This is a genomic window from Agrococcus sp. GCM10030265 (genome assembly GCF_042666675.1).
Classification (GTDB): domain Bacteria; phylum Actinomycetota; class Actinomycetes; order Actinomycetales; family Microbacteriaceae; genus Agrococcus.
The window spans coordinates 34,260-47,811 of record NZ_JBHTCZ010000004.1 but is presented as its reverse complement, the minus strand read 5'-3'; the positions used below and the strand labels follow the sequence as shown (position 1 = coordinate 47,811).

Sequence of the window (13,552 nt, the reverse complement as noted above, 5' to 3'; positions counted from 1 at the left end):
AGCCCGCGCACGTCGAGCCCACGCACGTCGAGCCCAGGCCCGACGAGCAGCGCTAGCACCGGCTCCACGCCAGCACACGACGGCGGGTGACCCTCGGGTCACCCGCCGTCGTCGCATTCCCGCGAGGTGCCGGACACGCTGCACGGCCCGTGCGTGCTCCTCGGCGAGGTCGCCGCTGCGCACCTGCGCGCCATGCGCGTGCCCGCATCGGCGACGGGCGCGTGCCGATGCGGCGTCGCCCCGCATGACGGGGTGCGAGGCCTCCGCCGCTGCGACCGGTCATGCGAACGGGACCGCGCGGCATCCTCGCCATGCGGCCGTGCGGCCGTGCGGCCGTGCGGCCGTGCGAGCCGTACGGCCGTGCCAGCCGGAGCGGCCTCGCGGCATGCCGCGCCGCGTCCGCAGCCCGCGAGCACGCCGATGCGGCCCCGCCGGCGTGGAGACGCGGGCATGGAGACGCCCGCGTGGAGACGCCCGCGTGGGGAGACGCCGGCGTCGAGACGGCCGCCTCGGCCGGCGCCGTGGAGCCTGCCGCTTCGGCCGGCGCCGTCGAGCCGGCCGCGTCGGACGCCGGTGAGGGGCCAGCGGGGAGCCGGCGGTGTCGAGCCGCCCCGCTGCGCCAGCACGGGGTGGGCCGTGCGGGGCGTCGCGACCGGTGCAGCCGCGGGCGAGGGCACCGGGGGCACCCGCACGCGCGGCTGCGCGCCGAGCCGGCGTCGAGGTGCGGCACGACGCCCCTCGGCCGCGCGTGCCCACGGCACAGCGAAGGGGCCCCGGTCGCCCGGGGCCCCTCGTGGTGCGTGCTGTGGTGCGGTGGTGCGGTCGTGCTACTCGTTCAGCGAGCCGGACTCGGTCGTCGTCAGCGTGTACCGGTTGTCTGCACCGTAGGTGTAGATGCCGATGACCGCCTCGGTCGGGTCGCCGTTCTCGTCGAACTCGATGGGCCCGGAGACGCCGTCGTAGTCGATGTCCTCGCCGTCGGCGATGAGCTGGAGGCACTCGGCCACGTCGGTGCACTTCTCGCCACCCTCGGAGACCGACTGCAGGTGCTCCTTGATGGTGTCGGCGTCGGCCGAGCCGCCCTGGGCGGCGGCGAGCGCTGCCAGGATGACGGCGTCGTACGACTCGGGTGCGTAGGAGTAGTCCTCGAGGTCGGGGTCGACCTCGGCCAGGCGGTCCTGGAAGGACGTGTCGGCCGGGTTGCCGGGCAGCGTGCCCTGCGCACCCTCGAGCGTGCCCTCGGGGAACTCGTACGTGTTCGAGAGGTTGCCGTCGACGAAGTAGACCTGGTTCGCGGGGTAGCCCTGCGTCGAGATCAGCTCGGGGACGATGTTCTCGGTCTCGACGAACGCCAGGAGGCCGACCGCGTCGGCGCCGGAGGCGATGATCGAGGCGACCTGCGACGAGAAGTTCGTGTCGCCGGGGTTGTACGCCTCGGAGGCGACCACGGCGCCGCCCGCTGCCTCGATGGCCAGCGTCGCGTTCTCGGCCAGGCCGATGCCGTACGGGTCGTTCACGTAGATGAAGCCCACGTTGGTCGCGCCGTTGTTCACCATGAGGTTGCCGAGGACGCGGCCCTGGAGCACGTCGGACGGCGCGGTGCGCCAGTAGATGCCGTTGTCGTCGTAGTCCGAGAAGTCGGGCGACGTGTTCGCCGGCGAGATCTGCACGATGTTCGCGTCGATCAGCTGGTCGACGAACGTGAAGGACACACCCGACGACGCGGCGCCGACGACGACGTCCGCACCGGCGTCGACGAGCTCGCCTGCCGACTGGATGGCGATGTCGGTCGTGGTGTCGCCCGAGTCCTTGTGGTCGACCTCGATGTCGAACTCGTAGCCGGCGGCCTCGAGGTCGGCGACCGCGAGGTCGACGCCTGCGAACTCGGGCGGGCCGAGGTACTCGAGGTTGCCCGTCTGGGGCAGGATCGTGCCGACGTAGAGCGTCGACTCGGGGCCGCCGTCGCCCTCGCCGCCGCCAGCGTCGCCGCCACCGCCGTCGGACGAGCAGGCTGCGAGCGCGAGGGCGCCGATGGCGCCCACGGCGATCAGCGCGCTGCGACGCGAGCGCGGTCGAAGGAATGCCTTCATGGTGCTCCTTGAGTCAAGGGAGATGACCCCGACCGTGCCGGGGTTGAGGCAACGATAGACGCGAGCAGGCCCGAGAAACCCTCGGTTTCGTGACGAACGTGTAACGGTCTGGTCGCAGTACGGTCACGGTCCAGTGCGAACGTCCTGGCCCGCATCCATGCGAGCCGAGCCGCTGCTAGGGCGCGGGTGCGGGGACGGCGGGCGCGCGTCGCCTGCGGCGCTCGGCGACGACGAGGTCGACCATGAGCACGACGAGCGCGAGCCACACGAGGCCGAAGCCCGCGAGACGCTCCGGCGGCATCGGCTCGTGCATCACGAGCCATCCGAAGAGCAGGCTCATCGTGGGGGCGAGGTACTGCGTGAGGCCGAGGGTCGCGAGCGAGACGCGACGCGCAGCGGCCGAGAAGAGCATGAGCGGCACCGCGGTGACGAGCCCGAAGCCGACGACCGCGAGCTGCACGAGCGGCGAGACGTCGTCGATCGTGGGGCCGAGCACGATGGACGAGCCGACGAGCATGACGAGCGCGAAGGGCACGGTCGCGGCGGTCTCGAGCGTGAAGCCCGTGATGGCGTCGACCTTCGCGCCGACCTGCTTCTTCAGCAGGCCGTAGACGCCGAACGCGGCGGCGAGCGCGATGGCGATCCAGGGGAACGCGCCGTAGCCGATCGCGAGCACGACGACCGCGACCGCGCTGATGCCGACCGCGACCCACTGCATCGGGCGCAGGCGCTCGTGCAGGACGACGACGGCGAGGACGACCGAGACGATGGGGTTCAGGAAGTAGCCGAGGCTCGTCTCGATGATGTGGCCCGTGAGCACCGCGCCGGCGAACACCGTCCAGTTCACGAGGATGGCGACGCCGGACGCCGCGAGGAAGACGAGCGACCGCCGGTCGCGCAGCACGGCGCGCACGGCACCCCATCCGCGCACGACCGTCACGATGAGGGCGGCGACGGCGAGCGACGCGAGCACGCGCCACCCGACGAGCTCGATGGCGCCGACGCCCTGCATGAGCACGACGTACATCGGCACGACGCCCCACATGGCGTACGCGCCGATCGCGAAGGCGAGCCCTCGTCCGGACTCCTGCATGGTCATCGCCTCCTGGCGGTGGGCGCGGGCTGGAATGCCGCGACGGCGGCACCCCTGCGGGGTGCCGCCGTCGACGACCGGTGCTGGAGGTGCGTCAGCGCACGACCACTGCGAGGACGTCGCGAGCCGACAGCACGAGGAACTCCTCGCCGCCGAACTTCACCTCCGTGCCTCCGTACTTCGAGTAGATGACGCGGTCGCCCTCGGCGACGTCGACCGGCACGCGGTTGCCGTTGTCGTCGACACGGCCGGGACCGACGGCCACGACCTCGCCCTCCTGGGGCTTCTCCTTGGCGGTGTCCGGGATGACGAGACCGCTGGCAGTCGTCGTCTCCGCCTCGACCTGGCGGATGACGATGCGGTCCTCGAGCGGCTTGATGGAGACCGACACGGTTCCCTCTTTCCTCATTCGGATGTCTGATTGGCAGTCGACGTCGTCGAGTGCCAGGTCGACTGTACGCGAGCGGCTGGCACCAGGGCAACATGAGTGCCAACGTGCGTCCCCGTGCGTCCGCTCCGAGCGCACGCACCCCCACCGACGCCGTGCTGCTTGGATGGTGGGATGGACGCCACCGCCCTGCGCATGCTGCTCACGCGCGAGGGGCTCGACCTGCTCGACGAGGTCTCCGCGTCGCTCGACGACCTCGGCGGCGCCGTGCGCGCCGTCGCGACGCTGCGGCGCCGCGGCCACGACGCCGCGCTCGTCGCCGCCGTGCTGACGCAGGCGCGCCTGCGCCGCCGCGGCGCCGCGAAGTTCGGCGAGTTCGCGAGCCGCATGCTCTTCACCGAGGCGGGCCTCGAGCAGGCGACACGGCTGCGCGTCGCCGCGCTGCACGCCGGCCGCATGCGCGACGCGGGCGTCGCCTCGGTCGCCGACCTCGGCTGCGGCATCGGCGGCGACGCGCTCGCCATCGCGAGCGTCGGCTGCCGCGTGCACGCCGTCGACGCCGACGAGGTCACCGCGGCGGTCGCCGGCTACAACCTCGCTCCCCTGCCCGAGGCATCCGTCGCCTTCTCGCGCGCCGAGGACGTCGACCTCGCCAGCGTCGAGGCGATCTGGGCAGACCCCGCGCGGCGCGACGCATCCGGGCGACGGCTCCCGGTCGAGGCATGGTCGCCTGCGCTGCCCTGGCTGCTGACCCTCGCCTCCGAGCGGCCGATGGGCGTGAAGCTCGGGCCCGCGATCGACCGCGACCTGCTGCCCGCCGACGCCGAGGCGCAGTGGGTGACCGTCGACGGCGAGACGGTCGAGGCCGTCGCCTGGACGGGCGCGCTCGCGCGGCCCGGCGTCACGTCGTCGGCGCTCGTGCTCGACGACGCGGGCGCGCACGAGCTCGCGGGCACGCCTGACGCCGACGACGTGCCCGTGCGGCCGCTCGGCGCCTGGGTGCACGAGCCCGCCGGCGCCGTCATCCGCGCGCGCCTCATCGGACGCGTGGCCGAGGGCATCGGCGCGGGCGCCGTGAGCGAGCGCATCGCCTACCTCACGACCGACGACGACGTCACGAGCCCGTTCACGCAGCGCTTCCGCGTGCTCGACGTGCTCGCGCTCGACGAGCGCTCGCTGCAGCGCGAGCTGCGTGCGCGCGGCATCGGCACCCTCGAGATCAAGAAGCGCGGCGCCGACGTCGACCCCGACCGGCTGCGCAAGCGCCTGCGGCTGCAGGGCGACGGCGCGGCGACGCTCATCGCCACGCGCGTCGACGGCAGGCACCGCGCGATCCTCGCCGAGCGTGCCTGAGCGCCCGACTCGCGGCGCCGACACGCGGCCCCCGAACGCACGAACGCCCCGCCGAGGCGGGGCGTTCGTCATGCGGCGATCGACTCAGAACGAGCCGCCCGCCGCGAACCACGGCAGCCAGATGACCGCGTAGACGATGGTGACGACGACGCCGATGAGCGCCGCGACGATGCTCGTCAGCAGCGCGACGAGCGGGAACGGGCGGTTCTGCGGCGCCTTGCGGAGGGCGATGACCGACACGACGATCGCCGGGATGATGACGAGGCCGCTCGCGGGTGCGAAGAGGATCGCGAGCAGGAGGCCGACGCCTGCGAGCACCATCGCGGTGATCGTGAGGCCCGTGAGCTTGCCGCGCGCGGGCTTCTCGGCCTGCTGCTGGCCGTACTGGCCGTAGCCGGCCTGCTGGCCGTACTGGCCCTGCTGGCCGTACTGCGGCTGCTGGTAGCCCTGCTGGGCGTACGAGGCGTCCTGCTGGCCGTAGGCCGGTGCCGACGACTGCTGACCGTACGCGGGCTGCTGCTGGCCGTAGGCCTGCTGCTGGCCGTAGCCGGATGCCTCGGGCTGCTGGCCGTACGACGGCTGCTGCTGCTCGGGCTGCTGGCCGTACGACGGCTGCTGCTGCTCGGGCTGCTGGCCATAGGAGGGCTGCTGCCCGTACGACGGCGTGGAGGCCTGCTGGCCGTACGCGGGCGCCGGCGCGGAGGCCTGACCGTACGACGGGGCCTGCTGCTCGGACGGCTGACCGTACGACGGGGCCTGCTGCTCGGAGGGCTGGCCCCACGACGGCGTCGACGACGCGGCCTGCTGCTCGGCCGCAGGCTGGCCCCACGAGCCCGCCGTGCCGCTCTGGGCGTCCCACCCCTGCTGCTCGGGCTGCTGCGCGTCCTGGCCGAAGCCGGGTGCGGACGGCTGCTGCTCGGGCGTCTCCGACGGCGCGAAGCGCCGGTCGTCGCCCTGCTGGGAGAACTGGTCGCTCATGGTCCCTCCTGGGATGCTCGCCTGCCTGGCAGGCACGGGTCACGGTCGTCACGCGGAACACGACGATCGGCGCGACGTGACGGCATCACGCTACCGCACGGCCCCGCGACCCGACGGGGCTGGCGTCACGGTGCGAGCTGTGCCGCCATGCTGCCGATCGAGCCCACGAACAGGGCCACGAGGGCGATCATGCCGACGAGCCCGACAGCGCCCACGACGATCGCGCCGACCGCGAGCGCGAGCCCGCCCGAACGGCTGCGGCGGATGCGCACGATGGCGATGGCGCCAAGCACGATGCCCGCGATGGAGCCGAGGAACGGCAGGAGCGTCGCCCCGGCTGCGGAGGCGCCGATGGCGAGCATCGCGAGCAGGTCGGTCGCCGGCGCGCGGTAGGCGGCGGCGTCGGGCGCCTCGGGCGCTGCGAAGACGGGCGGCGGTGCGATGCTCACGGTCCCAGCCTGGCATCCCACGCTGTGCGTCGCCTCTGCCGCGCGGCACCCGGCCCACGGCGCGGGCGCATCGCGGGCGTCGAGGCCGCGTCAGGCGACCTGGATGGTGCCGGCGTCGAGCGTGGACTCCACGCCGAAGCCCGGTGCGCTCGGGGCGACGCCGCGCGCCACGAGCCGCGCGCCGAGGCCCGCGATCATCGCGCCGTTGTCGGTGCACAGCGACAGCGGCGGCACCCGCAGCGCGACGCCCGCGGCCTCGCAGCGCTCGGCCGCGACCTCGCGCAGCCTGCGGTTCGCGACGACGCCGCCGCCCAGCAGCAGGCGCGGCACGCCCGTGTGGGCGCACGCGTCGAGCGCCTTCGTCACGAGCACGTCGACGACGGCCTCGCGGAACGACGCGGCGACGTCGGGCACCGACAGCCCGCCCGCGTCGCGCTCGCGCTCGACGTGGCGCGCGACCGCGGTCTTCAGCCCCGAGAACGAGAAGTCGAAGCGATGCCGCTCGCGGTCCTTCGGCGCCGTCAGGCCCCGCGGGAAGCGCACGGCGGACGGGTCGCCGTCGACGGCCGCGGCATCGATCGACGGGCCACCCGGGTAGCCGAGCCCCAGGAGCCTCGCGACCTTGTCGAACGCCTCCCCCGCCGCGTCGTCGATCGTCTCGCCGAGCGTGCGCACGTCGGCGTCGACGTCGCGCACGTGCAGCAGCGACGTGTGGCCGCCCGAGACGAGCAGCGCGATCGTCTCCTCGTCGATCGGGCCGCCGGCCAGCGCATCCGCGGCGACGTGCCCCACGAGGTGGTTGACGCCGTGCACGGGCGTGCCCGTCGCGACGCCGAGCGCCTTCGCGGCACCCACCCCCACCATGAGGGCGCCCGCGAGCCCCGGCCCCGCCGTCACCGCGATGGCGTCGAGCTCGTCGAGCGTGACGCCGGCCTCGACGAGCGCGCGCTCGATCGTCGGCTCCATCGCCTCGAGGTGCGCACGCGCCGCGATCTCCGGCACGACGCCGCCGAAGCGCGCATGCAGGTCCATCGACGACGCGACGACGTTCGCGAGCAGCTCGTCGCCCCGCACGATGCCGACGCCCGTCTCGTCGCAGCTCGTCTCGATGCCCAGCACGAGCGGCCTCATGCGAGCTCCTTCCGCATGCTGATGGCGTCGACGCCCTCCGGCTGGTAGTAGCCGGGGCGCACGCCGATCTCCACGAACCCCTCGGAGGCGTACAGCGCCCGAGCCGGCGCGTTGTCCTCGCGGACCTCGAGGAAGAGCTCCTGCACCCCGCGGTCGCGCGCATCCTGCTGCGCCTGCGCCAGCAGACGGCGGCCGAGCCCCGTGCCGCGCGCCGCCTCGCCGACCGCGATGGTCTGGATGTCGCCCTCGACGCCGACGGCGCGCAGGCCCACGTAGCCGACGACGGCGCCCGCGTCGTCGACGGCGACGACGTAGCGGCCCCACTCGCTCGCGAGCTCCCTCGCCATCGTGTCGCGCGTCCATGCCGTCAGGCCGAACGACGCCGTCTCGATCGCCATGATCGCGTCGACGTCGTCGAGCGTCGCGGTGCGCAGCGCGATCACGACGTCACCCGCTTCGGAGCCGACGGCACCGCATCCGCCTCGCGCAGGTAGATCGCCTCGCGTCCGGTCTCGGCGCCGGCGTGCAGCGCGGCGACGAGCCCCGCCGCCGAGATCCAGTCGGCGTCGACGCGGCGCGCGCCCTCGACGCCGGGCACGTCGGCCGCGGGTGCGAGCGCAGGCGCCTGGATGCGGCGGCCGCCCTCGTGCAGGCTCCAGGCCCGCTCGCGGCGGCGCACGTCGGTCGTGACCTGCACGAGCCCCGGCTCGGCGACGCCCACGGCGTCGTGGCTGCACACGCCCACCCACGGCACGCCGAGCCCGAGCGCGGCGGCACGCGCGGCGACGATGCCGATGCGCAGGCCCGTGAACGCGCCGGGGCCGAGGCCCGCGACGACCTGCGTCACCTCGCCGCGGTGCATCCCGAGCACCTCGGCGAGCAGCACGTCGAGCACCTCGGCATGCCTGCGCGTGTCGTGCTCGTCGCGCGCCGCGACGACGCGGTCGCCGTCGACGAGCGCGATCGACGTGCCGAGCGACGTGTCGATGGCCAGGATCATGCGCTCCCCCTCGCGAATGCCAGCAGCCGGGACGCCGGCCAGCGGTCGCCGTGCCCCGTGAGCCGGATGCGGCGCGGCTCGTCGTCTGCGTCCGCCTCGCCACCGATGGGGCGCTCGATCTCGACGTGCAGCCAGGCGTCGACGGCGTGCACGAGCGGCAGTCCCCACTCGGCGATGGTGATGGAGGCGTCGACGTCGAGGTCGAGGTCGTCGAGCTCGGCCTCGTCGCCGAGCCGGTAGGCGTCGACGTGCAGCAGCGGCACCGTGGCCGTGCGGTGCGTGCGCGCGATGACGAACGTGGGGCTCTGCACGGTGCCGATGGCGCCGAGCCCGTCGCCGATGCCGCGCGTCAGCGTGGTCTTGCCCGCGCCGAGCTCGCCCGTGAGCACGACGACGTCGCCCGCGCCGAGCACGGCCGAGAGCCTGCGACCCAGGCCCTCCATGGCGTCGGCGTCGCCCACGACGCCCTCGACCACGACGTCGACGCGCGGGCCGACGAACGCCTCCAGCAGCCGCGCGGGCACGCGTGCGGCATCGCCCCACGCCTCGACCGCCGTGCCGCCCGAGCCCCACAGCACCGCCTCGGCGCCATGCTCGACGACGGCGTCGCCGACGTCGAGCACCACCTGGTCCATCGCGACGCGACCGGCGATGGGATGCGCGACGCCGTCGACCGTGACGGGCGCGGCACCCGACGCGGTACGGGGCACGCCGTCGGCGTAGCCGAGCGCGACGAGCGCGAGCGTGGTCTCGCCCGCCGTGACGTGGTCGCTGCCGTACGAGACGCCGTGGCCGGCAGGCACGCGCTTCGTGGAGACGACCTCGCCCACGAGCCGCACGACGCGGCCGGCGAGGTCGACGGTCGCGACGCGCCGCGGCGCCGCGCGCCCATGCTGCTCGGCGCTCATGCGGCCGCCATCCTCGTCACGACCTCGTAGCCGATCGTGCCGGCGGCGAGCGCCCACGCGACCGCCGTCGGCTCGCCCCGCGCGGGATCGCCCCACAGCACCGCATCGCCGGAGACCGGCTGCGACAGCGTCGTCGACCGCGCACCCACCTCGACGACCGCCACCACGCGGTCGTCGACGAGCACCGGCGCGCCGGGCGCGGGCAGCAGGCCGTCGCGAGCGCCGAGGTCGAGCACGCCGGAGCGCGCCGAGCCCGTCACGCGCATCGCCGGCCGCAGACCCGCAGCCGTCGCCGCCGAGCCCGCCGCGTCGTCGCCGTCGGGGTGGATGCCGTAGGCGGCGATGCCCACGCGCACCATGTCGTGCGCGGCGCCGGGGATGCCGAGGGTCGCCGACGAGTTCGCGAGATGCCGCACCTCCGGCTCGAGCACGGCGGCTGCCGCGCACGCGTCCGCGAACGCCGCGAGCTGCGCCGCATCCGACTCGGCGCTCGCCCCCGCGAGATGCGAGAAGATGCCGCGCACGCGCAGCGCCCCCTGCGCCTGCAGCGCTGCCGCGCGCTCGACGACCGCCTGCCACTCGCCGAGCGGCACGCCGTTGCGGCCGAGCCCCGTGTCGACCTTCACGTGCACCGTCGCGCCGACGGCCGCCGCGCGCTCGAGCTGGCCGATGCTCGACACGCCGACGTCGACCCGAGCCGCGACGGCCGCGGCGAGGTCCGGCTCGGCGGCGTGCAGCCACGCCAGGATCGGGGCGTCGATGCCGGCCCCGCGCAGCGCGAGCGCCTCGGCCACGTCGACGACGCCGAGCCACGCAGCGCCGCCCTCGAGCATCGCGTTGGCGGCCACCACGGCACCGTGGCCGTAGCCGTCGGCCTTCACGACGCCGCACACGGCAGCGTCGATGCCGCCCGCGATCGTCGCGACGTTCTCGGCGATCGCCGACGCATCCACGTGCCGCATCGTCACGCCTCCGCCACGACGACGGCGGCGGCCACCCCCGCGTCGTGCGTGAGCGACACGTGCACGCTCGTCGCGCCGCGCGACGCCGCGAGCGCCACCCAGGCGCCCCCGAGCTCGAGGCTCGGCGCACCGTGCGCGTCGGATGCCACGACGAGGTCGCGCCAGCGCTGGCCGTCGATCGTGCCGAGCGCCTTCGCAGCCGCCTCCTTCGCCGCCCACCTGGCAGCGAGCGACCGCACGGGCCTGGGTGCGCCGTCGACGACGAGCTCGACGTCGGCGAAGAGACGCTGGGCGAGGCCGGGCGTCCGCGTCATGGCGCGCTCGAAGCGCGCCACATCGACGACGTCGATGCCCAGCCCGACGATCACTCGACCGTCACGGACTTCGCGAGGTTGCGCGGCTGGTCGACGTCGAGGCCCTTCGCCGTCGCGAGCTCGAGCGCGAAGACGTGCAGCGGCACGACCGCGAGCACGGGCTCGAGCAGCGGCAGCGTCAGCGGGATGCGCAGCACCTGGTTCGCGTACGGCAGCACCGCCGAGTCGCCCGCCTCGGCGACCGCGATGACGCGAGCGCCGCGCGCACGGATCTCCTGGATGTTCGACACGACCTTCGCGTGCAGCCCCTGCTGGTGGCGCGGGCTCGGCACGACGACGAACACGACCTGGCCGGGCTCGATGAGCGCGATCGGCCCGTGCTTCAGCTCGCCCGCCGCGAATCCCTCGGCGTGGATGTAGCTGAGCTCCTTGAGCTTCAGCGCACCCTCGAGCGCCACCGGGTAGCCGACGTGGCGGCCGAGGAAGAGCACGGAGCGCGTGTCGCTCATCCACTGCGCGAGCTGCTGGATCTCGCCCTGCTCGGCGAGCAGGGTGCGCAGCTGCTCGGGCAGCTCCTCGAGCGCCTCGGTGACCTCGCGGATCGCGTCGTCGGCCATCGTGCCGCGCACGCGGCCGAGGTGCAGGCCCGTGAGCAGCAGTCCCACGACCTGCGCGAGGAACGCCTTCGTCGAGGCGACCGCGACCTCGGGGCCCGCGTGCGTGTAGAGCACGGCCTCGGAGGCGCGAGCGATCGTCGACCCCTGCGTGTTGCAGATCGACAGGGTGCGCGCACCCCGCTCGATCGCATGCTGCACGGCCATCTTCGTGTCCATCGTCTCGCCCGACTGCGAGATGGAGATGACGAGGGTGCGCTCGTCGACGATGGGGTCGCGGTAGCGGTACTCGTGAGCGAGGTCGACCTCGACCGGGATGCGCGCCCACGTCTCGATGGCGTACTTGCCGACCATCGCCGAGTACGCCGCCGTGCCGCACGCGACGATCTGCACGCGCTCGATGCCGCGCAGCACGTCGGCATCGAGGGAGCCGAGCTCGCCGAGCTCCGGCAGGCCGTCGACGATGCGGCCGCGCAGGGTGTTCGCGACGGCCTCGGGATCCTCGGAGACCTCCTTCGCCATGAAGGACGACCATCCGCCCTTCTCGGCGGCTGCCGCATCCCACGTCACCTCGAACGTCTCGCCCTCGACGGGCCGGCCGTCGAAGTCGACGACCGTGACGCCCTCGGGCGTGATCGTGGCGATCTCGTCGTTGCCGAGCGCGCGGGCGTGGCGCGTGTAGCGCACGAAGGCGCTCACGTCGCTCGCGAGGAACTGCTCGCCCTCCGCGAGGCCCACGAGCAGCGGGGAGTTGTGGCACGCACCGACGACGACGTCGGGCTCGTCGAGGTGCACGGCGAGCAGCGTGAACTGCCCCTCGAGCCTGCGTGCGAGCGCGAGCATCGCCTGCGTGAGGTCGCCGTGCTCGCGGAACAGCCTGCCGAGCAGCAGCGCCGCCGCCTCGGTGTCGGTCTCGGAGGTGAAGACCTCGCCCGCCGCGTCGAGCTCGGCGCGCAGCTCGGCGAAGTTCTCGATGATGCCGTTGTGGATGAGCGCGAGGCGCCCGTGGTCGCCGAGGTGCGGGTGGGCGTTCTCGTCGGTGGGGCCGCCGTGCGTCGCCCAGCGCGTGTGCCCGATGCCGATGCCCGACTCGGGCAGGGGCGCGTCGTCGAGCGACGAGCGCAGCACGCCGAGCTTGCCGCCGCGCTTGCGCCACGAGACGCCCTCGTCGCCGACGACGGCGACGCCCGCCGAGTCGTAGCCTCGATACTCGAGGCGGCCGAGCCCCTCGAGCAGCACCTCGACGGTGCTGCGGGGACCTGCGTAACCGACGATGCCGCACATGCCCCCCAGCGTACCGGCGCGATCAGGTGCCCGACGCTAGGCTCGACGGTCGTGGTCCACCAGCAGACGCCGTTCGTCGAGATCGATCGCGTCGCATGGTCGAGGCTCGCGCCGACGACGCCGAATCCGCTCACCGAGCGCGAGGTGGCCAGGCTGCGCGGCCTCGGCGACCGGCTCGAGCTGCGCGAGGTCGCCGAGGTGTACCTGCCGATCTCGCGCCTCGTGAGCCTCTACCAGGAGTCGGCGAGGCGCCTGCACGACGAGACGGCGACCTTCCTCGGCGAGCGCGCCCACCGCGTGCCCTTCGTCATCGGCGTCGCAGGCTCGGTGGCGGTCGGCAAGTCGACGACCGCGAGGCTGCTGCAGGAGCTGCTCGCCCGCTGGGAGGGCAGCCCGCGCGTCGACCTCGTCACGACCGACGGCTTCCTCTTCCCCAACGCCGAGCTCGAGCGACGCGGCCTCATGCAGCGCAAGGGCTTCCCGGAGGCGTACGACCGCCGGGCGCTGCTGTCGGCGATCTCGAAGGTGAAGTCGGGCGCCGAGGAGGTCGAGGTGCCGGTGTACTCGCACCTCACCTACGACATCGTCCCCGACGAGCGCGTCGTCATCCGCAGGCCCGACATCCTCATCGTCGAGGGTCTCAACGTGCTGCAGCCCCCGGCGTCGAAGGCGCACATGGCGGTGTCGGACCTCTTCGATTTCACGGTGTACGTCGACGCCCGCACCGCGTCGATCCGCGAATGGTACGTCGAGCGCTTCCTCGCGCTGCAGCAGGGCGCCTTCCAGCAGCCCGAGTCGTACTTCCACCGCTTCGCCGACCTCGACGAGCAGGCTGCGCGCGCGCACGCCATCGGCATCTGGGATGCCATCAACGGGCCGAACCTCGCCGAGAACATCGTGCCGACGCGCTCGCGCGCCGACCTCGTGCTGCGCAAGGACGCCGACCACACGGTGCGCTCGGTGCTGCTGCGCAAGATCTGAGCCGCGC

At 73.9% G+C, this 13,552-nt stretch carries 14 protein-coding genes; 2 read left to right on the top strand and 12 right to left on the bottom strand.

The genetic code is table 11. The features are described 5' to 3' along the window. Positions 1-827 precede the first annotated feature (827 nt). The 3 genes from ACFQPP_RS11985 to groES form a co-directional block, all read right to left on the bottom strand. Complete coding sequence (locus ACFQPP_RS11985) at positions 828-2,090, bottom strand: ABC transporter substrate-binding protein (RefSeq protein WP_376916870.1); 1,263 nt, start codon at positions 2,088-2,090, stop codon at positions 828-830. 175 nt (positions 2,091-2,265) lie between these two features. Then, positions 2,266-3,189 (bottom strand): EamA family transporter RarD, encoded by a 924-nt coding sequence (gene rarD, locus ACFQPP_RS11980; protein ID WP_376916869.1) that lies wholly within the window; start codon positions 3,187-3,189, stop codon positions 2,266-2,268. 88 nt (positions 3,190-3,277) lie between these two features. After that, a complete protein-coding gene (gene groES / locus ACFQPP_RS11975; RefSeq protein WP_137756581.1) occupies positions 3,278-3,574 on the bottom strand; it encodes a co-chaperone GroES in 297 nt (98 codons plus the stop codon). A 171-nt stretch (positions 3,575-3,745) separates the two neighbouring features. Here groES and ACFQPP_RS11970 point away from each other — a divergent pair, with 171 nt between their 5' ends. Then, positions 3,746-4,924: an SAM-dependent methyltransferase gene (locus ACFQPP_RS11970; RefSeq protein ID WP_376916868.1), complete on the top strand. Its 1,179-nt coding sequence runs from the start codon at positions 3,746-3,748 to the stop codon at positions 4,922-4,924. A gap of 84 nt (positions 4,925-5,008) precedes the next feature. Here the strand turns inward: ACFQPP_RS11970 and ACFQPP_RS11965 are convergent, their stop codons facing one another. From ACFQPP_RS11965 to glmS, 9 genes are all read right to left on the bottom strand, one after another. Beyond that, the gene (locus ACFQPP_RS11965) at positions 5,009-5,902 is read right to left on the bottom strand and encodes a hypothetical protein (protein ID WP_376916867.1); all 894 of its coding nucleotides are present in this window, start codon (positions 5,900-5,902) and stop codon (positions 5,009-5,011) included. 125 nt (positions 5,903-6,027) lie between these two features. After that, positions 6,028-6,351 carry a hypothetical protein gene (locus tag ACFQPP_RS11960; RefSeq protein WP_376916866.1) on the bottom strand — a complete coding sequence of 108 codons (324 nt, stop codon included), beginning with the start codon at positions 6,349-6,351 and terminating at the stop codon, positions 6,028-6,030. Between the two features lie 90 nt (positions 6,352-6,441). Continuing rightward, positions 6,442-7,482 carry a tRNA (adenosine(37)-N6)-threonylcarbamoyltransferase complex transferase subunit TsaD gene (tsaD, locus tag ACFQPP_RS11955; protein WP_376916865.1) on the bottom strand — a complete coding sequence of 347 codons (1,041 nt, stop codon included), beginning with the start codon at positions 7,480-7,482 and terminating at the stop codon, positions 6,442-6,444. Further along, complete coding sequence (rimI, locus tag ACFQPP_RS11950; protein ID WP_376916864.1) at positions 7,479-7,925, bottom strand: ribosomal protein S18-alanine N-acetyltransferase; 447 nt, start codon at positions 7,923-7,925, stop codon at positions 7,479-7,481. The genes tsaD and rimI overlap by 4 nt, the downstream gene beginning before the upstream one ends. Further along, a complete protein-coding gene (gene tsaB, locus ACFQPP_RS11945; RefSeq protein ID WP_376916863.1) occupies positions 7,922-8,482 on the bottom strand; it encodes a tRNA (adenosine(37)-N6)-threonylcarbamoyltransferase complex dimerization subunit type 1 TsaB in 561 nt (186 codons plus the stop codon). The genes rimI and tsaB overlap by 4 nt, the downstream gene beginning before the upstream one ends. Continuing rightward, a complete protein-coding gene (tsaE, locus tag ACFQPP_RS11940; RefSeq protein WP_376916862.1) occupies positions 8,479-9,390 on the bottom strand; it encodes a tRNA (adenosine(37)-N6)-threonylcarbamoyltransferase complex ATPase subunit type 1 TsaE in 912 nt (303 codons plus the stop codon). The genes tsaB and tsaE overlap by 4 nt, the downstream gene beginning before the upstream one ends. Beyond that, positions 9,387-10,352: an alanine racemase gene (locus ACFQPP_RS11935; protein ID WP_376917329.1), complete on the bottom strand. Its 966-nt coding sequence runs from the start codon at positions 10,350-10,352 to the stop codon at positions 9,387-9,389. Before ACFQPP_RS11935 ends, tsaE begins: the two co-directional genes overlap by 4 nt. A 2-nt stretch (positions 10,353-10,354) precedes the next feature. Continuing rightward, on the bottom strand, positions 10,355-10,720 hold the full coding sequence (locus ACFQPP_RS11930) for a holo-ACP synthase (protein ID WP_376916861.1): 366 nt from the start codon (positions 10,718-10,720) through the stop codon (positions 10,355-10,357). After that, the gene (gene glmS / locus ACFQPP_RS11925; protein ID WP_376916860.1) at positions 10,717-12,564 is read right to left on the bottom strand and encodes a glutamine--fructose-6-phosphate transaminase (isomerizing); all 1,848 of its coding nucleotides are present in this window, start codon (positions 12,562-12,564) and stop codon (positions 10,717-10,719) included. Before glmS ends, ACFQPP_RS11930 begins: the two co-directional genes overlap by 4 nt. Positions 12,565-12,615: 51 nt before the next feature. Between glmS and coaA the strand changes: the two genes are divergently transcribed. Then, positions 12,616-13,545, top strand: a complete 930-nt coding sequence (coaA, locus tag ACFQPP_RS11920) for a type I pantothenate kinase (RefSeq protein ID WP_376916859.1) — start codon at positions 12,616-12,618, stop codon at positions 13,543-13,545. The last annotated feature ends 7 nt before the right edge of the window (positions 13,546-13,552 follow it).